Origin of the sequence: Palleronia sp. THAF1 (genome assembly GCF_009363795.1) — a bacterium.
In the GTDB taxonomy this organism is placed as follows: Bacteria; Pseudomonadota; Alphaproteobacteria; order Rhodobacterales; family Rhodobacteraceae; genus Palleronia.
The window spans coordinates 224,587-245,758 of sequence record NZ_CP045420.1 but is presented as its reverse complement, the minus strand read 5'-3'; the positions used below and the strand labels follow the sequence as shown (position 1 = coordinate 245,758).

Below are 21,172 nucleotides of genomic sequence, written 5' to 3'. Positions count from 1 at the left end.
GATCCACTCTAAGCCTGTTCCCGACAGATCAGGGGACAGGCCATGAGCGACGATAAAAAATCCCAGTTGCGCGAAGCCGCACTTGATTATCACCGCCACCCCAAGCCGGGTAAGCTGGAAATCAGGGCCACCAAGCCGCTCGCCAATGCCCGCGACCTGGCCCGCGCTTATTCGCCTGGTGTGGCCGAGGCCTGCTTGGAAATCAAAGCCGACCCCGTCACCGCGCGCGACTACACGGCGCGCGGCAACCTCGTGGCGGTTGTGACCAACGGGACTGCCGTGCTGGGCCTTGGCAATATCGGCGCCCTGGCCTCAAAACCCGTGATGGAAGGCAAGGCAGTCCTTTTCAAGAAGTTCGCCGACATCGACTGCTTCGATATCGAGCTGAACGAAGCCGACCCCGAAAAGCTGGCCGAGATCGTCTGCGCGCTGGAACCGACCTTCGGTGCAATCAACCTGGAAGACATCAAGGCCCCGGACTGCTTCGTGGTGGAACGTATCTGCCGTGAACGCATGAACATTCCCGTCTTCCACGACGACCAGCACGGCACGGCCATCGTGGTCGGCGCTGCTGCCACCAACGCCTTGCGCGTCGCGGGCAAAGCTTTCGCCGATATCAAGGTCGTCTCCACCGGCGGCGGAGCGGCGGGCATCGCCTGCCTCGACATGCTGCTGAAACTGGGCGTGAAGCGCGAGAACGTGTTTCTCTGCGACCTGGAGGGTCTGGTTCACGAAGGCCGCGAAAAGGACATGACTGAACAGAAGGCCGCCTACGCCCAGCCTTGCGGCGCTCGCAAATTGTCCGATGTGATCGAAGGCGCAGACCTGTTCCTTGGCCTCTCCGGCCCCGGCGTGCTGACCACCGACATGGTCGCGCGCATGGCCGCCGACCCGATCATCTTCGCGCTCGCCAATCCGAACCCAGAGATCGACCCCGAAGAAGCGCGCGCCACAGCGCCTACCGCGCTGATCGCCACGGGCCGCAGTGATTTCCCGAACCAGGTCAACAACGTCCTGTGCTTCCCCTTTATCTTCCGCGGCGCGCTGGACGTGGGCGCGACGACGATCAATGACGCCATGAAGATCGCCTGCGTCGAAGGCATCGCCGAACTCGCGCGCAAGACCACATCTGCCGAAGCCGCCGCCGCCTACCAGGGCGAGCAGATGACCTTCGGCCCCGACTACCTGATCCCCAAGCCCTTCGATCCGCGCCTGATGGGCGTCGTCGCCTCCGCGGTCGCTCAGGCCGCAATGGAATCCGGTGTGGCGGAGCGCCCCATCGCGGACATGGCCGCCTACAAGCGCAAGCTCGACGCATCGGTCTTCAAATCGTCCTTCATTATGCGCCCCGTGTTCGAAGCCGCCGCAACCGCCCAGCGCCGTATCGTCTTCACGGAAGGCGAGGACGAGCGCGTGCTGCGCGCCGCCAATGCCATGCTGGAGGAAACGACCGACACGCCGATCCTGATCGGTCGCCCCGAAGTCATCGCCCTGCGCGCTGAACGCGCCGGCCTTGCGATCCGCCCCGACCGTGACTTCGAGATCGTGTCGCCCGATAACGACCCGCGCTACCGCGACTACTGGCAGACCTACCATTCGATCATGGAGCGGCGCGGCGTCACGCCAGATATCGCCAAGGCCATCATGCGCACGAATACCACCGCCATCGGCGCGGTCATGGTGCATCGTGACGAGGCGGATTCGATGATCTGCGGCACTTTCGGCCAGTACCTCTGGCATCTGGACTACATCACGCAGGTGCTCGCGACCGACGGGTGCCATGCGGTCGGCGCGCTGTCCCTGATGATCCTGGAGGACGGCCCGCTGTTTGTCGCCGACACCCACGTGAACCCGCAGCCCACGCCTGAACAGATCGCCGCCACCTGCATCGGAGCCGCCCGGCACGTGAAGCGCTTTGGCGTCGAACCCAAGATCGCCCTCTGCTCGCACAGCCAGTTAGGCAACTTCGACTGCGACACGGGCGTCCGAATGCGCGCAGCACTAGAGATCCTGGACTCGCAACCCCGCGACTTCTGCTACGAAGGTGAAATGCACGCCGACGCCGCGCTCGACGAAGACGTCCGCCACCGCATCTTCCCCAACTCCCGCATGTCGGGTGCGGCCAACGTGCTGGTCTTCGCGAACACGGACGCCGCCTCCGGCGTGCGCAACATCCTGAAAATGAAAGCCGGCGGCCTCGAAGTCGGCCCCATCCTCATGGGCATGGGCAACAAGGCGCACATCGTGACGTCCTCGATCACGGCCCGGGGCCTGCTGAACATGAGCGCCATCGCCGGGACGCCGGTGGCGGTCTATGGGTAGATCACTCTTGCACGATACCGTGAGGATCTTGGAGTGAGCATGCGCGGGTCTACTTGATGTAGGCCGCTTTCTGCGGACCCAGTCATCAAGGATATTCCTCCCATGCCCTTCAAACGCGGCGCCATCGCATTGGTCCTGATTTTTCCCTTCGGGGCATTCGCTCAATCCATGCAAGGCATGGATCATGGAGCTCATGCGTCGGACTCGATGTCCGCGCTCATGGCTCCGATGGATTACATGATGCAGGACATGGCCGACATCGAATCCTCCGGCAATCCAGACGCGGACTTCCTGCTGATGATGATCCCGCACCACCAGTCCGCCATCGACATGGCAATGGTCGTTCTGGAACAGGGAGAGGATGCTGAAACCGCTGATATCGCCCGAAAGATCATCGAGGATCAGGAGCGCGAAATCACCCAGATGAAGGCCGCTTTGCAAGAATTGGGCATCGACCTCAGCGATGGATGAACGCCGCTGGGGTTAAAACACCCCCATCTCCAACCCAGCCCCCAGCACCGCGCCCAGTTCACGGCAGAGGGCCAGTTGGTCCTCGGTCAGTTCCTTCTCCGCCAGGATCGCCTCTGACGTCTGTGCGTCGACCATGACGATCACCGGCTCCTGTACCGCCTTCAGCCGCCATCCCTGCGCGATACGGGCCAGCTGCTTCGCCGCGCCCTCACCGTCCGACCCGGCGCAGATCATCTGCGCGTAGGGGCGGCCCTCAATCCGGCCCAGGACGGGGTAGTAGCAGCGGTCGAAGAAGTCCTTCATCATCCCCGACAGCGCCGCCAGATTTTCCGGGCCGCAGAACAGGTAACCATCTGCGGCGAGCACATCGTCCGGGCCCGCCTCATCCGCGCGCAAACACACCACGAAACACTCCGCGCGGGCCGCTTCTGCTGCGGCCAAAGCCATCGCTTCCGACCCACCCGTGCGAGAATGCCAGACCACCAAAAGCTGCGCCATGTGCTTCACTGTTCCTTAAATACCTGCCCCGCAGGGCCGACCTCGAAAACGAAAAAAAACGGGCGTACCGAAGCACGCCCGTCTTAAGATAACCCAAGGTGGCCGACCTAGATATTGCCCGCCGACATTTCTCTGGCGATGTGGTCGGCCTGCCGGATCGCCAGCGCCACGATCGTCAGTGTCGGGTTCTCTGCCGCGCCGGTCGTGAACTGCGAGCCATCCGAGATGAACAGGTTCGCGATGTCGTGCGTCTGCCCCCAACGGTTCACGACGCCATCCTCCGCACGCTCGGACATCCGGTTGGTGCCCAGGTTGTGCGTCGAGGGGTAAGGCGGCGTTGGCAGCGTGCGGGTCGCGCCCATGCTGTCGTACATCTCTTGCCCGCGCGCGTAGGCGTGGTCGCGCATGGCCACGTCGTTGGGGTGGTCCGAGTAATGAACGTTTGCCACCTTCAAGCCCCACTGGTCCTCGGCGTCCGAAAGGGTGACGCGGTTGGTCTCTTGCGGCATGTCTTCGCCCACGATCCACATGCCGGCCATGTTCTCGTACTGGTCCAGCGCCGATGTGAACTCACGGCCCCAGGCCCCCGGATCCAGGAACGCGGCCATGAAGGGCAGACCCAGCGACAGCGTCTCCAGCTCGTAGCCGCCCACGAATCCGCGCGACGGGTCGTGTTTTGCCTCGTCCTGAACGATCCCCGCCATCGTGGTGCCCCGCCACATCTTCACCGGCTTGTCGAAGATGCCGTAGACCGACCCCGTCAGGTGACGCATGTAGTTGCGCCCAACCTGGCCAGAGCTGTTCGCCAGACCGTCCGGGAACATCGACGATGCCGAGTTCAGCAGCATCCGGGGGCTTTCGAACGAATTGCCCGCCACCGCCACGATCCGCGCCTTCTGCATCTGCAGGTCGCCGTTCTCATCGAAATATTCGACGCCCGTCACCTTGCCGGTATCGTCGTGCAGGATCCGCGCCACGTGGGATTTCTCGCGCACCTCCAGGTTGCCGGTGGCTTCTCCCTCGGGGATGTCGGTGTAGGCAGACGACCATTTCGCCCCCCACTTGCACCCCTGGAAACAAAAGCCGGTCTGCTGGCACATCATCCGGTCATGGTTCTCGGTCGAGTTGATCGCCATGTTGCCGGTATGGACCTCTTTGTAGCCAAGGTTCCCGGCGCCCGCTTCGAACACCTTGTAGTTGTTGTTCCCGGGCAGGCGCGGATTGCCGTTCGTTCCGGTCACGTTCAGTTTCTTTTCGGCTTTGTCATACCAGGGCGCCATTTCTTCGGCGTCGATGGGCCAGTCCAGAAGGTTTGCGCCGTCGACCGCGCCGTAATTGGTGGCGGCCTTCCATTCGTGCGGCTGGAACCGCAACGACGCGCCGGCCCAGTGGGTGCTGGTCCCGCCGACCGCCTTGACGATCCACGCCGGCAGGTTCGAGAAATCCTTGGCCACGCGCCAGTCGCCGCTGGTGGTCCGCATGTCCGTCCAGGCAAGCTGGCCGAAGGAGTCCCACTCGTCGTTGACGAAATCCTGCGGCAGATACCGTCCGCCCGCTTCAAGCGCGACAACGCTGACGCCTTTTTGCGCAAGCTCGTTGGCAAGGACGCCACCGCCCGCGCCGGTTCCGATCACGACGACAACGCTGTCGTCCGATTTGTCGAAAGGTGCACTCATGATTTCATTCCTTTCAGCTGACCCACGTGATGTCGTCGAACCCGCGATGCAGGTAGCCGCCCATCGAGTAGGATTCGCCTTCGTATCCGAAGATCGGCCAGACGGCCTTCTGGTTGTACAGACCCGTCACAAGCCCGCCTCGGACGGTTTGAAAGAACGTCTCTTCTTCCATCGAGCGCAGCACATCGACCCGGTCACGCTCCCAGCCGATGTTCAGGTAATCCTCGCCCATCATCTCTCTGGAACGCACATTCAGCGCGGCAAGGCCCGCTTCGGCCATGTCGGCCTGTTCTTGCGTGTCGTAGCCCTTCACGGCGATGGCGTAGTATTCGTCGGCGATCTGGTCGTGCGGATAGATGTCCCGCGCCATTTGAACCAGCGTCGCGAAACTTTTAGGCTTCAGCGCGCGCATTTCCGTCGCCCAGGCGGCGTTCGTGCCCGCGACATAGCCTGATCCGATGGCGAAAGCGCCAACGGCACTTGCGCCCTGCAAAAGCTGACGTCGTGTCAGCCCCTTCAGGTCCTTTTCCTTGACTGTCATTGCAGTCTCCTCCCTGTTTCTTGATCGCGCGTTCGCGCGTCAGCCGAAGCGCCCCGAGCGTTCCAGCACCTCGATCTCGTAACCGTCGGGGTCGGTGATGAAGAAGAAGCGGCCAACCAATTTTCCGTCCGGCGCGAACTCCACGATCTTGCGCGGCTTCATCTCCGCCTCGGTCAGGCGCTGGTGCTCGGCGTCCAGGTCGGCCACCGAAACGGCCAAGTGCCCGTACCCGTTGCCTAGGTCGTAGGGCTGGGACTGGTCCTTGTTGACCGTCAGCTCAAGCTCGAACCCGGTTTCAGCGTTCGACAAGTAGACAAGCGTGAAATCTGTAAAATCCAGACGGTCCGCGACCGACAGCCCGAATGCGTCGCTGTAAAATGCGACAGAGGCGCTCTCGTCCAGAACACGGATCATGGAGTGGATCATCTTCGCCATAGTGGCCCTTCCTGTATCTTCATCTGATCAGGATGGCCGCGTAGCAGGGCGCGATGGTGGTAGTCCGTTATTATTCGGCGGCGTGCACGTTACGACCTTGGTCGGACCCTTCGACGTAAATCAGACAAGAGGCGCGCAGGATCGACGTGAAGTTCGTTGGCCCGTCGCGGTCGCTGACCGCCTCGGCATAAAGGTCGGACAAGACCTGCGACAGGGGTCGGCCTTCGTCCTCGGCAAGGCGTTCAAGCACATCCCAAAAGCAGTTTTCCAAGCGAATACTGGTGGAATACCCATCCAACCGCAGACTGCGCGTCGTCAGCGCATACCGCTCGGGATCCTGCTTGGAATAGATGCCACACATGAACGCTCCTCCCGACAGGATAATGCACAATGGCGGTTAAAGGTCCGCTATTCCACCCGGGCCAGCCGCGCGATCAGACGATCCCGCGCCACGGGCAACGGGCGATCCCCAAGAGACGGTGCAAGCCGTTTCTCCAGAAAATGCCCGGTGACCCGCAATCCCCGGACGATGTCGGCCGTTTCGGCCGGGCCCTGCCCGAGCATGCACAGCGGCAGTGGGAGCAAGCGATCCGACCACTCCCCCGCCGCATCACGCGCCACGGCCCGACCCGTGCGCGGGCTGACGAACGCCAGATCGTCGCGCGATCCGGTGACGGCACAGCGGGTCAGGTCCAGCCCAAAGCCCAGCCGCTCCAGCACGCCCATTTCCCAGCGTAAGTAGGCCAGCGGCCACAACCCGCCCTCGTCCATCAGATCCACCACGGCCATCGACGCTTCGTACAGGCCCGGCTGCGCCTCTCGTTCGGGCAAGACGAAGCCCAGCAGCGACGTCAGCGACAGCAGGCCGGCCAGCGCCAGCGGATCGCCTAGAACAGCGGCCCGAGAGCGGACCGGCTCGACCGTGTAATGGCCCAAGTGCTGTTCCAGCCGGGCGCGCCATGCAAACGCCAGTTGCGCGCCGGGCTGCATCATGGCCGCCAGCTTGCGCCCGCCGCCGCCCCGAACCACGCCTGCATGGCGGCCATGGTCTCTGGTCAGCGCCTCGACGATGGCATCGGACTCTCCGTGGCGGCGGACCGACAGGACCATCCCCTCTTCGCGCCACTCAATCAATAAAGCCCCTTCGCCCGCAATTTCCGGCGCGCGGTTTCCTGCTTTTTTAGTTGCCGTTCGCGCAAGACGATCAACACGCCCGACGCGATGATAAGCGCGGCCCCCGCAACGGTCGCCCATGTCGGGATCTCGCTGAAGAAGACGAAGCCGATGGCCACCGCCCACAGCATCGAAACGTAGGAAAACGGCGCCAGCGTAGAGGCTTCGGCGTATTTATAGCTCATGGTCAGCAGCAACTGCCCGACGCCGCCGACCAGCCCGCAAAGGATCAGCATCGCCCAGGCAAAGGGCGTGGGCCAGACCCAGCCGAACGGCACCGTGATCAGCGAGACCACAGCGGCGGTCGCCAGAAAATAGAACGCGATAGCCTCGGATCGTTCGGTTCCCGACATCGCCTTGATCAGCACCTGCGCACCCGCGGCCATCGCAGCAGAGGCCAATGCCAATGCAGCACCGATGCTGGCCGGACCACCCCAGTCGGTCACGCCGAACCGCGGCGAGACGATCACGATCACCCCCGCCAGTCCGATCAGCACGGCGACCAGGCGGACAAGGCGGAACCGCTCACCCAGAAAAATGGCCGCGAAAATCACAAGAAAGATCGGCGTGGCGAAACGGATCGCCTGCACTTCTGCCAGCGGGAGCAATGTGATCGATGCGAATCCCATCCCCATCGAGGTTGTTCCGACAATCGCGCGCACCGCATGCCCGCGCCAGTTCTCCACATGCAGACCAGCCGCAACATCGTGGCGTGCCCAAAGCCACGCGCCGATCACCGGCAGACTCAAGGCGGCGCGGAAGAACACGATTTGACCCGTTGGCACGGTCTCTCCCGCTGCCTTCACGAAAGCCGACATGAAGGTCAGGACCGAGAACCCGAGAGTGATCAGCAGGATGCCGCGATAGGATGCCATGGGCCATGCCTACCGCCGCCATCGGACCATGACCATAGCGCCCAAGCCACATTGCCGAATTCTCAACAGCGGCGTACGTCGCAGCGCCCGTGTAACAAATATATGTCATTCCAGTAACCTCTGGATGACATGAAATGTCTGCGCCGAACGCCCGCCGTATCGAACGTCTGACCCTTGAGGGAAAGCCCGCATTTTTGAAGCGGCGCGAAAGGTTGCCGTTGCGAATGCGCTTGCAGAAGGGCAACCCGGACAAAGCCTTCAGAACCGAACGGTCGGCGCATTTGCGGCTATCGAATCGCGGCCTTCCGGTGCCGCGATTGCTGCGCCACGACGACGAAGCCTTCGTGACCGCCGACAGCGGGCCGAATTTGCAGATGCTGGTACGGAAAGGGCGTCTGCAGCCTGCGGAACAGCATGACGCCCTTTTAGCTGCCGCGACCGGGCTAGGTGTCTTGCATGCCGCGGGTGTCAGCCACGGGCGGCCTGGTCTGAAGGATATCTGTTGGAAAGACGGCCGCGTAACATTTGTCGATTTCGAACGCGCCCTTCCACGCCGCGACATACCGTCAGGTCACGCGATGGACGCGCTTGTCTTCTTTCACAGCCTGCTGTCAGAGATCGATGATCCTGCCACCATCGACGGCGCGCGCGCGGTCTATGTTGCTGCGGCCCCGGACGGAATCTCGGACATCGCCGCCCGTCGCGTAAGGCTCATCGCCCCAATCATCGCCGTTTTGCATCCACTGCTGGGACAGATGAACCACAAGGCAGAGTTCCGCGCGATCATACCTACAGTGGCCCTGTTTCGCGCCCAGCGCACCCAATAGAAAAGGGGCGCCACGGTGTCCCGCAGCGCCCCGACACATCTGATTCCAGATCAGACGTTGAACGTCAGGTTGCGAACCGTGTTGAACACGCTGGTCGCCTTCAGTTCGTCGATCACCGGACTTGGCACCGCATCGTCCACGTACAGCAGAGCGATGGCGTCCTTGCCCTTTTCGGCACGGCCCAGGGTGAAGTTCGCGATATTCACGTCGTTCTCGCCAAGGATGCGGCCCAGCGTACCGATCGTACCCGCGCGGTCCTCGTTGGTGGAGTACAGCATGTTGCGACCGACCTCGGCGTCGATGTTGATGCCCTTGATCTGGATGAAGCGCGGTTTGCCATCCGAGAACACCGTGCCCGCGATAGACCGCTGACGCTGCTTCGTCTTCATCGTGACCTTGATGTAAGCCTCGAAAACGCCGGTTTGCTCTTGCGTTGTCCGGCTGATCTCGATTCCGCTTTCCTTGGCCATGATCGGGGCAGAGACCATGTTCACGTCCGGGTTGCGCGCCTGCATCAACCCTGCCGTCACCGCCGCCGTCAGGGCGTTCAGGTTCATTTCGGCGACTTCACCGTCATACAGCACGTTCACTGCCTCGATCGGCTCTTCGGTCAGCTGGCCGATGAAACTGCCCAGATGCTCGGACAGTTTCAGCCACGGGCCCATGACCTTGGCTTCCTCTGCCGTCACCGACGGCGTGTTCAGCGCGTTGGAAATGGCACCCGTCAGCAGATACTCCGACATCTGCTCGGCCACCTGAAGCGCCACGTTTTCCTGCGCTTCGGTCGTCGCGGCGCCAAGGTGCGGCGTCACGACCACGTTGTCCAACCCGAACAGCGGCGAGTTCGTTGCGGGCTCTTCGGCGAACACGTCGAAGGCGGCACCGGCGACGCGGCCCTCTTTCAGCGCCTCGGCCAGCGCCTCTTCGTCTACCAAACCACCGCGCGCACAGTTCACGATGCGAACGCCGGGCTTCAGTTTGGCAATGGCCTCTTTCGACAGGATGTTCTTCGTCTTGTCGGTCAGCGGCACGTGCAGGGTGATGAAATCGGACTGCACCAGCAGCTCATCCAACTCAACCTTGCGGCAACCGATCTCTGCCGCACGTTCTTCCGACAGGAAAGGATCGTAGGCGATGACCTTCATGCGCAGGCCCAGCGCGCGGGAAATCGCGATAGAGCCGATGTTGCCCGCGCCGATCACGCCCAGCGTCTTGTTGGTCAGCTCGACGCCCATGAACTTCGATTTCTCCCACTTGCCTGCGTGCGTGGACGCGCTGGCTTCGGGGATTTGGCGAGCAACGGCGAACATCATCGCGATGGCGTGCTCGGCAGTGGTGATCGAATTACCGAACGGCGTGTTCATCACGATCACGCCTTTCTGAGACGCAACGGGGATATCGACGTTATCGACGCCGATACCGGCGCGACCGATGACCTTCAGATTGTCGGCTGCGGCCAGCACCTTTTCGGTGACCTTCGTGGCAGAGCGAATGGCAAGACCGTCATACTGGCCGATGACTTCCAGCAGACGCTCTTTGTCCTTGCCAAGACCGGGCTCGAAATCAACGTCGATGCCACGGTCGCGAAATATTTGGACGGCGGCGTCCGACAGCTTGTCGGAGATAAGAACTTTGGGGGCCATGGTGGCGCTCCTATGGATAAAGTGAGGTGAAGCGACCGCCCTGTCGGGGCGGTCTGCTGTACGGTGTAGGGACGGCGTCGGGACATTGGCCCGACCCGATGGGGACGTTGGCCCGACCTTTGCTGCACATGTGCCCGACGCACGGCGCACACATGCAGGACGGATGCGGGACGCGGATCAGGCGGCGGCTTGCCGGTCGGCAAGGGTCGCGTGGTAGGCCCAGTCGATCCATGGCATCAGCGCCTCCAGATCGGCCTTCTCCACCGTCGCACCACACCAAATCCGCAGACCGGCGGGCGCATCGCGGTAGCTGCCCACGTCCAACGCCACGCCCTCGGCGTCCAGCCGCTTGGTCACGGCCTTGGCGAAGTCCGCATCCCCGGCAACGGCCGGATCGGTGAACTTCAGGCAGACAGAGGTGTTCGACCGCGTCGCGTCATCCTCGGCCAGATTGGCAATCCAGTCTTTCGCCGCGACGAAGTCGAAAACCACACCGGCGTTCTGGTCGGCGCGGTCCATCAGACCACGCAGCCCGCCGATGGATCGACCCCAAGCCAGCGCCTGAAGATAGTCTTCGACGCAGAGCATCGAGGGCGTGTTGATCGTCTCGCCCTTGAAAATGCCCTCGATCAGCTTTCCGCCTTTGGTGAGGCGGAAGATCTTCGGCAGCGGCCAAGCGGGGGTGTAGGACTCCAGACGCTCAACGGCGCGAGGCGACAGGATGATGACGCCATGCGCGGCCTCTCCGCCCATGACCTTCTGCCAGCTGAAAGTGGTCACATCCAGCTTGTCCCACGGCAGATCCTGCGCGAAGGCGGCGCTGGTGGCATCGCATAAGGTCAGGCCCTTGCGGTCCGCCGGGATCGCATCCCCATTGGGCATCCGCACCCCGGATGTCGTCCCGTTCCAGGTGAAGCAGACGTCGTTGTCCCAGTTCACCGCGCCCATGTCGGGCAGGTGACCGTAGTCGGCTTCGTGCTTGGTGTGTTCGATCTTCAGCTGCTTGACGGCATCCGTCACCCAGCCCGCGCCGAAGCTTTCCCATGCGACCATTTCTGCGGGGCGTTCGCCCAGCATGGTCCACATGGCCATCTCATAGGCACCGGTGTCGGAGGCGGGCACGATGCCGATGCGGTAGCCTTCGGGAACGCCAAGAATCTCGGCGGTCTCATCGATGGCCTGCTTCAGCTTGGATTTACCCACGGCAGCGCGGTGCGACCGGCCCAACGGCGCGTCGGACAGGGCTTCCAGCGAGAATGTGGGGGGCTTGGCGCAGGGGCCGGACGAAAAACGCGGATTCGCCGGCCGCGTGGCCGGGGGGGTCGTATCAGACATGGTATCCTTCCAGATAAATGCCCTTCGTTGGGGAAGGGTGTCCCACTGCGGGCATCTAGAGAACCCCAAGAAAATAGCAAGTGTTATCGCATCCGACCCTGTAGGTTCGTGCAGCTCAATGCAGAACGGATCGGGAATTGTGCCAGCGGATTGGCACAAAACTGGCACAGCCGGTTCTGGTCCTGTTCACGGTTCTGAAAGTGGAAACCCCGGCGAGCTGGGGGGCTCAACCGGGGCGATTGGGAGGGGGTCTGCACATCCTCTGATTGAGTCCTGCCCGAACCTAACGATTCGCGCAAGCAAAAACGCCGCTGCGGCTGGACCCCGCAACGGCGCTAATACTGCATATGAAGCCACCCAGCTTCCCGCACATGATAGCCCGAGAATGGTCGCTGAGGCAACTGCCGAATGGGCCAAGGGCGTTGCCTTAGGTCTCGACCGTGCGGGCCGCGTGGCGATGGCGTGGGCGTCCCTAAAGTCGCTGGATGGTGACGATGCCGTGGCGACCGCTGAGAGCGTCCTAGGCGGCGCAGGATCGCCCCTGCCCCCGTTTCTTTCGCCAATGAACGATGCCCGCTGGTGGGCCAGTCTGGCGAACCGTGCGGAGCTGAAAGCCTACACGCTGGCCGCATTCCAAGCGATGCGCCCCGTCGATCAAGCCGCCTTCCTAGACCACGTGCAAGGGAGGGCCGCAGCATGATGGCCCCCCGCACAGTCGAAGAACTGATCTACCACATGCCGACCGTTGAACAGCGGGCGACGAATGACTGGGCGAAGGGCTTTGCAGCTTCAGTCCGGCGTCAGTCCCGCCGTCGCAACTGGCGACCGTCACCCAAGCAAGTGAGCATGATGCGCCGCCTTGTCAGCGAGATGTTCACCGACACCGAACAGGAGGGCGAGATCATTCTGATCGAGTGATCCCACGCATACCGGGGCGGCTGTGAATGCCGCCCTGACCACAGGTTTATGCGCGGCTTCACCCGGTCCTCTCGCAAAGCGATGGATACAAAAGAGCTGCGCCACGGTTTGCCGCCTTCCCGTGCCAAAGGCGGAGATGCTCCGGGGATCTCACCCGGCCCGGTCGGGAACCGGCTCCTACTAGGCCCGACCAGATACGCGACTACTACAACCCACCGGCTGGTGAAGGCGCGAACAGGCGCTGTGACAGACCGGGGACGCAGAATGGATCAACGGCGCAGTCACGATGACGGCCACCAGGATGCGGGCAGGTGTGAAGCCTGCGGGGAAGCGGCTGGCCACCGACAAAAGGCATCGCGTGGATACGGAGCAGGAAGCGTAGGGCCTTCCCCTGTTTATCGGGGGGAAGGAGCGGGTGCAGGTAGTGCGACGAACGAAGGAAGGACAGCACAGTTGACCTATTCGATGGTGCCAATCCCCGGCTTCTGGGAGGGGGGTGCAAGCGCGGGGCGGGGTGTATCTTTCTCTCTCCCGAAAAAATCCGGGGGAATGGCCTGATGGCGCGCGCATCGAAAGAGGCGCTGGCGGCTCTGCGGTTCCTGCCGACGCTGGTTGTGCCAGAGGGTCGGACGGCTGGGAAGCCTCTGAAACTGGCCCGGTATCAAAAGGACTTCGTACGGGGCGCGTTTGCCAAGGGCGTTGCGGCGGGCTGTCTGTCCATCGGACGGGGCAACGCCAAGACCGCGCTATCGGCTGGCATCGCTCTAGGCCATCTGGTCGGCGAGATCGCACCGCAGCCCAAGCGCGAGATCATCTTCGCGGCGCGGAACCGGGACCAAGCCAAGATCGCGTTTGGCTTCCTGTTGGGTTTCATCGAAGGACTGCCCGAGGAACAGCAAGCGCAATTCACGATCCGGCGCGGCTCTAAGCTGGAAGTCGAGACGGCAGAGAACGGCGGCGGCTTGGCGCGTGTCATCGCAGCCGATGGTAAGTCGATCCTTGGCGGTGCGCCGACGCTGGCGATCTTGGACGAACGGGCCGCGTGGGAACGGGAAAAGGGCGACAACCTAGAGAACGCCATCCTGTCCGGTCTGGGCAAGCGTGACGGGCGGGCGCTGATCATCTCGACCAGTGCGCCCGACGACGCGAACACCTTTAGCCGCTGGTTGGATGAACCGCCCCCCGGCACGTTTGTGCAGGAACACCGGCCCGATCCGGGCTTGCCGCCTGACGATTTAGAAAGCCTGCTGATCGCCAACCCCGGCGCGAAAGAGGGTATCGGGTCAACACCCGAATGGCTGGTCGCACAAGCGCGGCGGGCCATAGCGCGGGGCGGTTCTGCGCTTTCCAGTTTTAGGAATCTAAACAGAAACGAGAGGGTCGCATCCGATAACCGTTCGGTGCTGATCACGATTGACGAATGGATGGCGGCGGAAGTCTCACCCAATGAATTGCCGGATCGCGCTGGCCCTGTCGTGCTGGGCGTCGATCTGGGCGGTTCGCGTTCCATGTCAGCGGCGGCACTGTTCTGGCCCGAGACGGGGCGGCTTGAATGCGTGGGGGCGTTCCCGACGAAACCAAACTTGGCAGACCGTGGCGCGGCTGACGGCGTGTCTAGCCGGTATGTCGAGATGGCCGACCGTCGCGAGCTGGTCACGATGGGCGAGACGACCGTTCCCGTTGATCGCTTCCTAGCTGACGTTGTGAACCTGTTGGACGGGCAGGCCCCGGCGGCTGTCGTGGGCGACCGCTTCCGCCATGCCGAGTTTATCGAAGCCTTGCGCGGCGCAGGGTTGGACCGCGTGCCGTGCGTATGGCGCGGGATGGGCTGGAAGGACGGCTCCGAAGACGTTGAAAGGTTCCGGCGGGCGCTGTTTGAACAAAAGATCCGCACCTTGCCGTCGCTTTTGCTGCGGTCTGCCTTCACGGACGCCATCACGCAGGTTGACCCGGCGGGCAATCACAAGCTGACGAAATCTCGCTCGACCGGGCGGATCGACGCGGCGGCGGCAACCGTGATCGCGGTGGCGCAAGGCATCCGCATGACCAGCGCGCCCAAAGCATCGGGGGGCCGGTTCGCATGGGGCTGATCAAGGAATATCAGCGGCATTCCGCAAAGATCACCCGCACCCGGCGTTGGAAGGCGCTGCGCATCCATGCGCTCGACCGCGATGAATGGCAGTGCGTCCAGTGCGGCACCCATCGCCGCCTAGAGGTCGATCATATCGAGCCGGTGCGAACGCGGCCTGATTTGGCTTGGACGCTTTCCAATCTGCAAACGCTCTGCGGTCGGTGTCACGCCCGCAAGACCCGTATCGAGATCGGTCTAGGCCGACCCGACCCCGCCCGCGAGGCGTGGAAATCCCTGCTGCGCGACATGCAGCGCAATCCCAACAAACACGAGGTGTAGACCATGTTGGACTCTGTGAAGATCACCCGGCGTCAGTCGGAAATCCGTCAAAAATTGGCGGGGATGGCGGGCAAGGAAGCTCCCTCCGAAGACGAAATCCGCGAGATGGATGCGCTCGACCTAGAGTATCGGTCGAACGAAACCCGCTACCGCGCGGCGCTGGTGGCCGAAGACGAAGAACGCCGCGAAGCTGGTGCCGAACTCGAAACCCGGTCGGATCGCGAATGGTCGGACATGATGGCCGGGTTCGAACTTCGTCAGGTTGTCCTTTCTTTGGACGAAGGCCGCCCGATGGATGGACAGACTGCCGAAATCGTTGACGAACTTCGCCAACAACGCGGGGAAGGTCGCGGTGCTGGCATCCCAGTACCCTGGGCCGCTTTGGAAGTGCGCGCTGGCGAAACCATTGCCGCCGGATCGCCTGACCCGATCCAGACCCGTCCCATCATCGACCGCCTGTTCCCGAACTCTGTCGCGGCGCAGATGGGCGCGCAGATGATCACTATCGACAGCGGCGAAGTCGAATGGCCGGTGGTGACGCAAGGCGCAACCGTCGCGTGGCAGACGAGCGAAACCGGCAACGTGGGCGCACCGCAGGCGTTCCAGACCGTCGATAAGGCTCTAGCCCCCGATCATACGCTGGGCGTTCAGATGCGGCTGACCCGCAAGAGCCTAAAGCAATCCGGAGCGGCTCTGGAAGATGCGGTGCGGCGCGACATGAACAGCGCCATCGGTATCGAGATGGATCGCGTGGTGTTCCTTGGCAGCGGTGCGGATGGTGAGCCTCTGGGCGTCATTCCCGGCGCTTCGACCTACGGCATCACCGAAACCGCTGTGGATGCGGCGGCGTCCTACGCGGCGTTCCGGGCGGCGGCGGTGCGTTTCATGTTGGCGAACACGGCGACCGGGACGGGTGCGGTGAACTTGATGCTGCGTCCCGAAATCTTCGATAGCATGGACGAACTGATCACCGGCCTGTCGATCTCCGAATGGGATCGCCTTATGGCGAAGATGGGGCGCACGGTGCTGACGACCAACGGCCTCGCTGCACCAGCTGGATCACCAGCGGAAAGCGTAGCGCTGATGACCACGAATGCCGGGGGCGTCCCGCCTATCTTCGTCGGACGATATGGCTCTGTGGACCTTATCCGAGATCCGTTCACCGATGCGCAGTCGGGTGGCCTTCGCATCACGGCGCTGGCGACGATGGACGTAACGGTGGCGCGCGGAACGCAGCTCGAAATCCTGACGGGCCTGCAATAATGCTGCACGGGTTCGATCAGGGCAGTCTTGAACTGCGCAGAAGCGGAGACGGGGCAACCCGTCTCTCTGGTCGATTCCCCTACAATAAGCCCGCTGTCCTGACGGATGGCGGGCGTAGGGGGCGACCCCGTAAAGAGGTGATCGCGCCCCGTGCGTTCGCCTACCGCGTGGACCGGCCCGAGGAAGATATTCACTTCCTTGTCGGGCATTCCTACGACCGCCCGCTGGCAAGCCGTGGTGCCGGGACGCTGGACATTCAGGACACCGACGACGCCCTGACGTTCGAGGCGCGCATAACGCCCGAGATGACCGGCGTGAGCTACGTGCGGGACTTCCTAGCGGCGATGGGTGCGGGCCTGATCCTTGGCATATCCCCCGGCTTCCGCATCCCGCCCGAACGGGCTGTGAAGGACGCGGAAAGCGTGGCCGAGGAAGACCCCGCCGAAGGCATGGCGCTGATCCGCACGGTTCACCAAGCCCTTCTATACGAACTGTCAGTCGTGACGCGTCCAGCCTACCCGGAAGCGCAGGTGGAAGCCCGCAACTGGCAAGCGGTGGAACCGGCGGTCCTGCCGATCAAGCGGAGGGCCTACGCATGGCGGTGACACTTCGACAGATCGAAGCCGACACGACCTATCCGGCGATCACCACGGCGGGGGATATTGAAGATGCGATCTGGCAGCGGATCGAGTCCTATATCGCGCATCGCTTCACCGAACGCAGCGTGACGTGGCTGATCGAGGGCGCAGGCGATTGGATGCCGCCCCTAACTCCCGCGACGATCCAAACGGTCGAATGTTGGGAAAGCGGTCAGTGGGTGCAAACCAATGCTGACCCTTCGCCCTTTGGCGGCATCTGTCTGCCCCGCAGCGGTGCATGGCGCGTGGTGGCGAGCGTGGGTACTGGTCCTATTCCCCCGGCGGTCGCGCAGGCTGTCCAGCGGTTGGCCGCATACCTGACAGACGACGCGCAAGAGGTGCCATCGGGATCGGACCATGTGTCAATCAAGGTGGGCGAGGAAATGACAGAGATCGACCGCAACCCGGCATGGCTGGGCCGCGCGCTTCAACACTCTGGCGCGGCTGACCTGTTGCGCCCTTATCGGAGGGCCTGACATGGGCTTACTCGACCTATTCAAGCGGCGGGCCGAACCCGTCGAAGCGCGGTCCAGCGGATCGGGTTACACTGCCGAAATCATGGCCGCGCGTGAGGCGTATATCAGCGGGCGGCGCGGCATCGCGGAACTGACGGCGACCGTTCAAGCCGCTGTGACGCTCTGGGAAGGCGGTCTAGGGCTGGCAGACGTGGACGGCACCGACATGCTGGACAGGCGGTCACTGGCGCTCTGTGCGCGGTCACTGGCCTTGCGTGGCGAAGCCCTGTTCCTGATCCAAGATCGGCTGGTGCCATGTAGCGATTGGGAACTGCGCACCCGGAACGGGCGACCCACGGCTTACCGTGTCAGCGTATCCGAAGCGGGCGGCGGTCGAACCTTCACTGTCCTGGCCGCTGAGGTGCTGCACTTCCGCATCGGCGGCGACATGGGCGCGCCTTGGTATGGCTCTGCACCGCTACGGCGGGCGCAGCTTACGGCGGGCCTGCTGAACTCTGTCGAGACGGCGCTTGCCGAGATTTACGATACCGCCCCGCTGGGCAGCACGATCCTGCCCTATCCCGAAACGCCTGAGACGGACCTAGAGCAAATGTCGCGCGGCTTCCGGGGCCACCGGGGCCGCGTCATGGTGCGCGAGTCGGTGAACGTCGCGGCGGCGGGTGGACCTGCCCCGGCGCAGGATTGGAAGCCCCACGACCTGACGCCCGACCTATCCAAAGCGATGACGCGCGAGACACTGGCAGCGGCTAGGGACGCGATCAACGGGGTGTTCGGTATCCTGCCCGGTCTCAACTCGCCAGCGACGACAGGGCCGATGGTGCGGGAAGCCCAACGCCATCTGGCGCAGTGGGTGCTGCAACCCATCGCCGCGATGATTGCCGAGGAAGCAAGCGACAAGCTGGGCGGGCCGGTCGCGCTGGACGTGATGCGTCCGGTGCAAGCGTTCGACACCGCCGGACGGGCGCGGGCCATGGGTGCAATCATCCAAGCCTTGGCGATGGCGAAGGAATCCGGCGTCGATCCCGACATGGCGCTGAAACTGGTTAACTGGAATGGAGACGACTGATGCCTATCGTGGATGAGCTTATTTCAATTTTGGGGTTCGAGGTCAGAGGCGAGGCCGACGCCAAACGCTTTGAACAGCGGATGGACCGTATCCGCAATTCGATGGCGAACCTTGCCGTCGCCGCGACCCGGTGGGGAACCATAGCCGCCGGGGCGCTGGCGGCGGGTGCGAGTGTCGCGGGCCGTTCGATTGTGCAGACCAGCGCGCAATTCGAGGGCTTCCGCGTCCAGCTTGAAACCATCGAAGGATCGGCCACGGCGGCGCAGCGGTCGCTGGATTGGATCACAGAGTTTGGCAAGCGGACGCCTTACGAAGTGGACGGGATCACAGAGGCTTTCGTGCGCCTCAAGTCGCAGGGTATCGACCCTGTAGCGGATGAAGCGATGCGGACCCTAGGCGATGCGGCGTCAGCGATGAACGAACCGCTGATGCGCGCCGTCGAAGCCTTCACCGACGCCAGCACGTTCCAATTCGAGCGATTGAAGGCATTCGGCATCACGACGCAGCAAGCGGGCGAAGACGTGGTGTTCAGCTACACGAAGAACGGCAAAGAGCTACAAGAGGTTGTCCAGAAGAACGGCGAGCATATCAGGCGATTCCTACTCGATAACTTTGGCGAGCGGTTCACCGGGGCGATGGATAAGCAGTCGCGGACGTTCAACGGCATCGTGTCGAACTTGGCCGACATGTGGACCGACTTTCAGCTCAAGGTTGGCGAGGCGGGTTTCTTCGATACCGTCAAGGCGCAGCTCGAAAGCCTGCTAGGCTGGGTCAATCGGATGGATGAGAACGGCACCCTGGAACGATGGGCGAAGCGGTTTTCCGACGCCCTGACATTCGCCACCGGGATGGCATCGGATACTGTGCAGCGCATTGGCCGGCACATGACGACCCTGCGCGATATGTTCGCAAGCGATGCTTGGAAGCCGATCCTGCAAATGTTCGCGGGCCTGTTCATCGCATTGGGGATCAAGATGTTTCCCGTCATGGCTACGTTGGGCCTTATAGCGATGGCGATTGACGATATTCTGACGTGGAAATCAGGCGGCGACAGCGTGTTCGGCAGCTTCCTAGATTGGCTAGAGAGGTGGGCCGGGATCGACCTGACCGGCGCGAACGAGCAACTGGACGGGGCCGCGACAGCCGCCGACCGAATGGCCGGTGCGGTAGAACGCTTGCGGGACGCCCTGCGCGATGTGATGGGGTTTTTCAACGCCAACAACAACTGGACGCAGCGCCTAGACAGCCTGTTTGAAGGGATGACTGGCTTCGACCGATCGGTCATCCCCAACCTTGGGGTGTTTGGTGGTCGTGAGAGCGGTGGCAATAGCTTTGACCCCGAGGGCATCCGCAGCCGATTGAACCAACTACAGGCGCAGCGTTCGCTGGATCGCAACGCCGGGCGCAACCTTCCCGCTCTAGGCGTCGAGCTGACCGATCCCGTCAACATGATGCGACGAGGCGCGGCGGCGACGATCAACGACAGCTCCGACAAGTCGGTCAACGTCAACGCACCCGTGACCGTTAACCAAACGGTGACGCAAGCGACGGACGCCCCAAGGTCTGCGGCGGAGGCTACCGGACAGGCTGTGAGCCAATCGGTAGGACCGGCGGCGCGGGTGCAATCGGAGGGCGCGCGATGAAGGGCGTCCCACAGGTTCTAGACTTCGAGGTACTGAACGAAGATCCCAACGCGGAGGGCTTCCAAGCCCTTGCGCGGTTCCGGGCGCAGGTCGGTGCCGTGCGGGTGAAGGGGTGTGTTCTGGTGCGGCGGCATCGCCCGGAAAAGAGAAGCCACGGGCTTATCGTGCGCTTTCCATCCGGCGTCACGCTCGCCAGTGCGGCTAGGCGGAACTTAAAGAACGTCGCCAAAGAGCGTTACTACTCAGAACTATTTGCGCAGACGGACACCAGCGCCCCCGCCGTTTTCGGAGATGAACTGGACGCCAGCGGCTTCTAGAGCGGCTTGGATCGCAGCGACGGCATCGGCTGACGCTTGAACTGCCCCGGCACCCTCTGCCCGCTTAACGGTAGGTATGGATAGACTGGCCGCTTCCGCAACCTGTGCCTGCGTCCATCCTAGGAGTGAGCGCGCGGCGCGCAGTTGATTGCCTGTCATTGCCCCTTGATCCCTACGGATCATCCTGTATATTGATCCCTAGAGATCATAGACCAACTAGGAGAACACGGCAATGACCGATGCAACACCCACGGCGGTGAACGGGAAAAGTGCGCCCGATCCTTCCGAACTGCATACCAAAAGCATCTATCTGCACGGGTTGCTTTCTGTGCTTAACAACTTCGACCCGCACGATCTGGCTACCAGGAACGGACAGGCCGCGCTGATGTACGTCGCGGAACAGATGGCCGATGAACTGTCATGCGGATTGGAGGTCGTTCTTGATGTGTAGGGACAAAGTAGAGCGCGCCACCAATGACCTGTTGAACGTGCGGGCCACGCTGGACGCCTTATCGTTTGCCGTGCTGGCGCAAAGTGTCGCCGACGAACCGCTGGCGAGTAACGACAGGGACGCCATGATCGGGGCGGTCGAAGCGATGGGCTGGGCCGTGGATCGGATGGCGGAGGCAATAGACGGAGAGTAAG

General features: G+C 62.8%; 25 protein-coding genes. 15 read left to right on the top strand and 10 right to left on the bottom strand.

What is annotated here, in order from left to right:
* Window positions 1-42: 42 nt before the first annotated feature.
* Window positions 43-2,322, top strand: a complete 2,280-nt coding sequence (locus FIU81_RS01255) for an NADP-dependent malic enzyme (RefSeq protein ID WP_124111069.1) — start codon at window positions 43-45, stop codon at window positions 2,320-2,322.
* Window positions 2,323-2,424: 102 nt separating this feature from the next.
* The gene (locus FIU81_RS01250) at window positions 2,425-2,793 is read left to right on the top strand and encodes a DUF305 domain-containing protein (RefSeq protein WP_216644268.1); all 369 of its coding nucleotides are present in this window, start codon (window positions 2,425-2,427) and stop codon (window positions 2,791-2,793) included.
* Between the two features lie 12 nt (window positions 2,794-2,805).
* Here the strand turns inward: FIU81_RS01250 and FIU81_RS01245 are convergent, their stop codons facing one another.
* The 7 genes from FIU81_RS01245 to FIU81_RS01215 form a co-directional block, all read right to left on the bottom strand.
* Window positions 2,806-3,291 (bottom strand): flavodoxin family protein, encoded by a 486-nt coding sequence (locus FIU81_RS01245; protein WP_124111070.1) that lies wholly within the window; start codon window positions 3,289-3,291, stop codon window positions 2,806-2,808.
* A gap of 107 nt (window positions 3,292-3,398) precedes the next feature.
* The gene (locus tag FIU81_RS01240; RefSeq protein WP_124111071.1) at window positions 3,399-4,967 is read right to left on the bottom strand and encodes a GMC family oxidoreductase; all 1,569 of its coding nucleotides are present in this window, start codon (window positions 4,965-4,967) and stop codon (window positions 3,399-3,401) included.
* Window positions 4,968-4,980: 13 nt separating this feature from the next.
* On the bottom strand, window positions 4,981-5,508 hold the full coding sequence (locus FIU81_RS01235; protein WP_124111072.1) for a Twin-arginine translocation pathway signal: 528 nt from the start codon (window positions 5,506-5,508) through the stop codon (window positions 4,981-4,983).
* Window positions 5,509-5,547: 39 nt separating this feature from the next.
* Complete coding sequence (locus tag FIU81_RS01230; RefSeq protein WP_124111073.1) at window positions 5,548-5,943, bottom strand: VOC family protein; 396 nt, start codon at window positions 5,941-5,943, stop codon at window positions 5,548-5,550.
* 70 nt (window positions 5,944-6,013) lie between these two features.
* Entirely contained in the window at window positions 6,014-6,304 is a 291-nt protein-coding gene (locus FIU81_RS01225; protein ID WP_124111074.1) for a ribbon-helix-helix domain-containing protein, read from the bottom strand.
* Between the two features lie 47 nt (window positions 6,305-6,351).
* The gene (gene recO / locus FIU81_RS01220) at window positions 6,352-7,077 is read right to left on the bottom strand and encodes a DNA repair protein RecO (protein WP_172971369.1); all 726 of its coding nucleotides are present in this window, start codon (window positions 7,075-7,077) and stop codon (window positions 6,352-6,354) included.
* On the bottom strand, window positions 7,074-7,991 hold the full coding sequence (locus FIU81_RS01215) for a DMT family transporter (protein WP_124111075.1): 918 nt from the start codon (window positions 7,989-7,991) through the stop codon (window positions 7,074-7,076). The genes recO and FIU81_RS01215 overlap by 4 nt, the downstream gene beginning before the upstream one ends.
* Before the next feature lie 224 nt (window positions 7,992-8,215).
* On the opposite strand from FIU81_RS01215, the gene FIU81_RS01210 reads away from it, so the two are divergent.
* Window positions 8,216-8,818: a hypothetical protein gene (locus tag FIU81_RS01210; RefSeq protein ID WP_148085636.1), complete on the top strand. Its 603-nt coding sequence runs from the start codon at window positions 8,216-8,218 to the stop codon at window positions 8,816-8,818.
* A 50-nt stretch (window positions 8,819-8,868) separates the two neighbouring features.
* Here the strand turns inward: FIU81_RS01210 and serA are convergent, their stop codons facing one another.
* Complete coding sequence (gene serA, locus FIU81_RS01205) at window positions 8,869-10,461, bottom strand: phosphoglycerate dehydrogenase (protein ID WP_124111077.1); 1,593 nt, start codon at window positions 10,459-10,461, stop codon at window positions 8,869-8,871.
* A gap of 177 nt (window positions 10,462-10,638) precedes the next feature.
* Window positions 10,639-11,796 (bottom strand): phosphoserine transaminase, encoded by a 1,158-nt coding sequence (locus tag FIU81_RS01200; protein WP_124111078.1) that lies wholly within the window; start codon window positions 11,794-11,796, stop codon window positions 10,639-10,641.
* 385 nt (window positions 11,797-12,181) lie between these two features.
* On the opposite strand from FIU81_RS01200, the gene FIU81_RS01195 reads away from it, so the two are divergent.
* The 10 genes from FIU81_RS01195 to FIU81_RS16625 all read left to right on the top strand — a co-directional run bounded on the left by FIU81_RS01195 (window position 12,182) and on the right by FIU81_RS16625 (window position 20,527).
* Window positions 12,182-12,496 (top strand): hypothetical protein, encoded by a 315-nt coding sequence (locus tag FIU81_RS01195; RefSeq protein ID WP_124111079.1) that lies wholly within the window; start codon window positions 12,182-12,184, stop codon window positions 12,494-12,496.
* Window positions 12,496-12,714 carry a hypothetical protein gene (locus FIU81_RS01190; RefSeq protein WP_148085637.1) on the top strand — a complete coding sequence of 73 codons (219 nt, stop codon included), beginning with the start codon at window positions 12,496-12,498 and terminating at the stop codon, window positions 12,712-12,714. The genes FIU81_RS01195 and FIU81_RS01190 overlap by 1 nt, the downstream gene beginning before the upstream one ends.
* 557 nt (window positions 12,715-13,271) lie before the next feature.
* Window positions 13,272-14,804, top strand: coding sequence for a terminase large subunit domain-containing protein (locus FIU81_RS01185; protein ID WP_124111081.1), 1,533 nt, complete (start codon window positions 13,272-13,274; stop codon window positions 14,802-14,804).
* Window positions 14,795-15,124 (top strand): HNH endonuclease, encoded by a 330-nt coding sequence (locus FIU81_RS01180; RefSeq protein WP_124111082.1) that lies wholly within the window; start codon window positions 14,795-14,797, stop codon window positions 15,122-15,124. The genes FIU81_RS01185 and FIU81_RS01180 overlap by 10 nt, the downstream gene beginning before the upstream one ends.
* 3 nt (window positions 15,125-15,127) lie before the next feature.
* Window positions 15,128-16,387, top strand: coding sequence for a phage major capsid protein (locus FIU81_RS01175; RefSeq protein ID WP_124111083.1), 1,260 nt, complete (start codon window positions 15,128-15,130; stop codon window positions 16,385-16,387).
* Window positions 16,387-16,992 (top strand): HK97 family phage prohead protease, encoded by a 606-nt coding sequence (locus FIU81_RS01170; protein WP_124111084.1) that lies wholly within the window; start codon window positions 16,387-16,389, stop codon window positions 16,990-16,992. The genes FIU81_RS01175 and FIU81_RS01170 overlap by 1 nt, the downstream gene beginning before the upstream one ends.
* Complete coding sequence (locus tag FIU81_RS01165) at window positions 16,983-17,501, top strand: hypothetical protein (protein ID WP_124111085.1); 519 nt, start codon at window positions 16,983-16,985, stop codon at window positions 17,499-17,501. The genes FIU81_RS01170 and FIU81_RS01165 overlap by 10 nt, the downstream gene beginning before the upstream one ends.
* Window position 17,502: 1 nt before the next feature.
* Complete coding sequence (locus tag FIU81_RS01160; RefSeq protein ID WP_124111086.1) at window positions 17,503-18,567, top strand: phage portal protein; 1,065 nt, start codon at window positions 17,503-17,505, stop codon at window positions 18,565-18,567.
* Window positions 18,567-20,210 (top strand): tape measure protein, encoded by a 1,644-nt coding sequence (locus FIU81_RS01155; protein WP_124111087.1) that lies wholly within the window; start codon window positions 18,567-18,569, stop codon window positions 20,208-20,210. The genes FIU81_RS01160 and FIU81_RS01155 overlap by 1 nt, the downstream gene beginning before the upstream one ends.
* Window positions 20,207-20,527, top strand: coding sequence for a hypothetical protein (locus tag FIU81_RS16625; RefSeq protein WP_172971352.1), 321 nt, complete (start codon window positions 20,207-20,209; stop codon window positions 20,525-20,527). Before FIU81_RS01155 ends, FIU81_RS16625 begins: the two co-directional genes overlap by 4 nt.
* Here the strand turns inward: FIU81_RS16625 and FIU81_RS01150 are convergent.
* Complete coding sequence (locus tag FIU81_RS01150; protein ID WP_216644267.1) at window positions 20,459-20,686, bottom strand: helix-turn-helix domain-containing protein; 228 nt, start codon at window positions 20,684-20,686, stop codon at window positions 20,459-20,461. The genes FIU81_RS16625 and FIU81_RS01150 overlap by 69 nt on opposite strands.
* Window positions 20,687-20,759: 73 nt before the next feature.
* Between FIU81_RS01150 and FIU81_RS01145 the strand changes: the two genes are divergently transcribed.
* Window positions 20,760-20,978: a hypothetical protein gene (locus FIU81_RS01145; RefSeq protein WP_124111089.1), complete on the top strand. Its 219-nt coding sequence runs from the start codon at window positions 20,760-20,762 to the stop codon at window positions 20,976-20,978.
* Window positions 20,971-21,171 (top strand): hypothetical protein, encoded by a 201-nt coding sequence (locus tag FIU81_RS01140; RefSeq protein WP_124111090.1) that lies wholly within the window; start codon window positions 20,971-20,973, stop codon window positions 21,169-21,171. The genes FIU81_RS01145 and FIU81_RS01140 overlap by 8 nt, the downstream gene beginning before the upstream one ends.
* The last annotated feature ends 1 nt before the right edge of the window (window position 21,172 follow it).

Bases quoted from the DNA above. Each gene is read 5' to 3' on its own strand.
- FIU81_RS01255 (WP_124111069.1), top strand. From the start codon at position 43: ATGAGCGACGATAAAAAATCCCAGTTGCGCGAAGCCGCACTTGATTAT.
- FIU81_RS01250 (WP_216644268.1), top strand. From the start codon at position 2,425: ATGCCCTTCAAACGCGGCGCCATCGCATTGGTCCTGATTTTTCCCTTC.
- FIU81_RS01245 (WP_124111070.1), bottom strand. From the start codon at position 3,291: ATGGCGCAGCTTTTGGTGGTCTGGCATTCTCGCACGGGTGGGTCGGAA.
- FIU81_RS01240 (WP_124111071.1), bottom strand. From the start codon at position 4,967: ATGAGTGCACCTTTCGACAAATCGGACGACAGCGTTGTCGTCGTGATC.
- FIU81_RS01235 (WP_124111072.1), bottom strand. From the start codon at position 5,508: ATGACAGTCAAGGAAAAGGACCTGAAGGGGCTGACACGACGTCAGCTT.
- FIU81_RS01230 (WP_124111073.1), bottom strand. From the start codon at position 5,943: ATGGCGAAGATGATCCACTCCATGATCCGTGTTCTGGACGAGAGCGCC.
- FIU81_RS01225 (WP_124111074.1), bottom strand. From the start codon at position 6,304: ATGTGTGGCATCTATTCCAAGCAGGATCCCGAGCGGTATGCGCTGACG.
- FIU81_RS01215 (WP_124111075.1), bottom strand. From the start codon at position 7,991: ATGGCATCCTATCGCGGCATCCTGCTGATCACTCTCGGGTTCTCGGTC.
- FIU81_RS01210 (WP_148085636.1), top strand. From the start codon at position 8,216: ATGCGCTTGCAGAAGGGCAACCCGGACAAAGCCTTCAGAACCGAACGG.
- serA (WP_124111077.1), bottom strand. From the start codon at position 10,461: ATGGCCCCCAAAGTTCTTATCTCCGACAAGCTGTCGGACGCCGCCGTC.
- FIU81_RS01200 (WP_124111078.1), bottom strand. From the start codon at position 11,796: ATGTCTGATACGACCCCCCCGGCCACGCGGCCGGCGAATCCGCGTTTT.
- FIU81_RS01195 (WP_124111079.1), top strand. From the start codon at position 12,182: ATGGTCGCTGAGGCAACTGCCGAATGGGCCAAGGGCGTTGCCTTAGGT.
- FIU81_RS01190 (WP_148085637.1), top strand. From the start codon at position 12,496: ATGGCCCCCCGCACAGTCGAAGAACTGATCTACCACATGCCGACCGTT.
- FIU81_RS01185 (WP_124111081.1), top strand. From the start codon at position 13,272: ATGGCGCGCGCATCGAAAGAGGCGCTGGCGGCTCTGCGGTTCCTGCCG.
- FIU81_RS01180 (WP_124111082.1), top strand. From the start codon at position 14,795: ATGGGGCTGATCAAGGAATATCAGCGGCATTCCGCAAAGATCACCCGC.
- FIU81_RS01175 (WP_124111083.1), top strand. From the start codon at position 15,128: ATGTTGGACTCTGTGAAGATCACCCGGCGTCAGTCGGAAATCCGTCAA.
- FIU81_RS01170 (WP_124111084.1), top strand. From the start codon at position 16,387: ATGCTGCACGGGTTCGATCAGGGCAGTCTTGAACTGCGCAGAAGCGGA.
- FIU81_RS01165 (WP_124111085.1), top strand. From the start codon at position 16,983: ATGGCGGTGACACTTCGACAGATCGAAGCCGACACGACCTATCCGGCG.
- FIU81_RS01160 (WP_124111086.1), top strand. From the start codon at position 17,503: ATGGGCTTACTCGACCTATTCAAGCGGCGGGCCGAACCCGTCGAAGCG.
- FIU81_RS01155 (WP_124111087.1), top strand. From the start codon at position 18,567: ATGCCTATCGTGGATGAGCTTATTTCAATTTTGGGGTTCGAGGTCAGA.
- FIU81_RS16625 (WP_172971352.1), top strand. From the start codon at position 20,207: ATGAAGGGCGTCCCACAGGTTCTAGACTTCGAGGTACTGAACGAAGAT.
- FIU81_RS01150 (WP_216644267.1), bottom strand. From the start codon at position 20,686: ATGACAGGCAATCAACTGCGCGCCGCGCGCTCACTCCTAGGATGGACG.
- FIU81_RS01145 (WP_124111089.1), top strand. From the start codon at position 20,760: ATGACCGATGCAACACCCACGGCGGTGAACGGGAAAAGTGCGCCCGAT.
- FIU81_RS01140 (WP_124111090.1), top strand. From the start codon at position 20,971: ATGTGTAGGGACAAAGTAGAGCGCGCCACCAATGACCTGTTGAACGTG.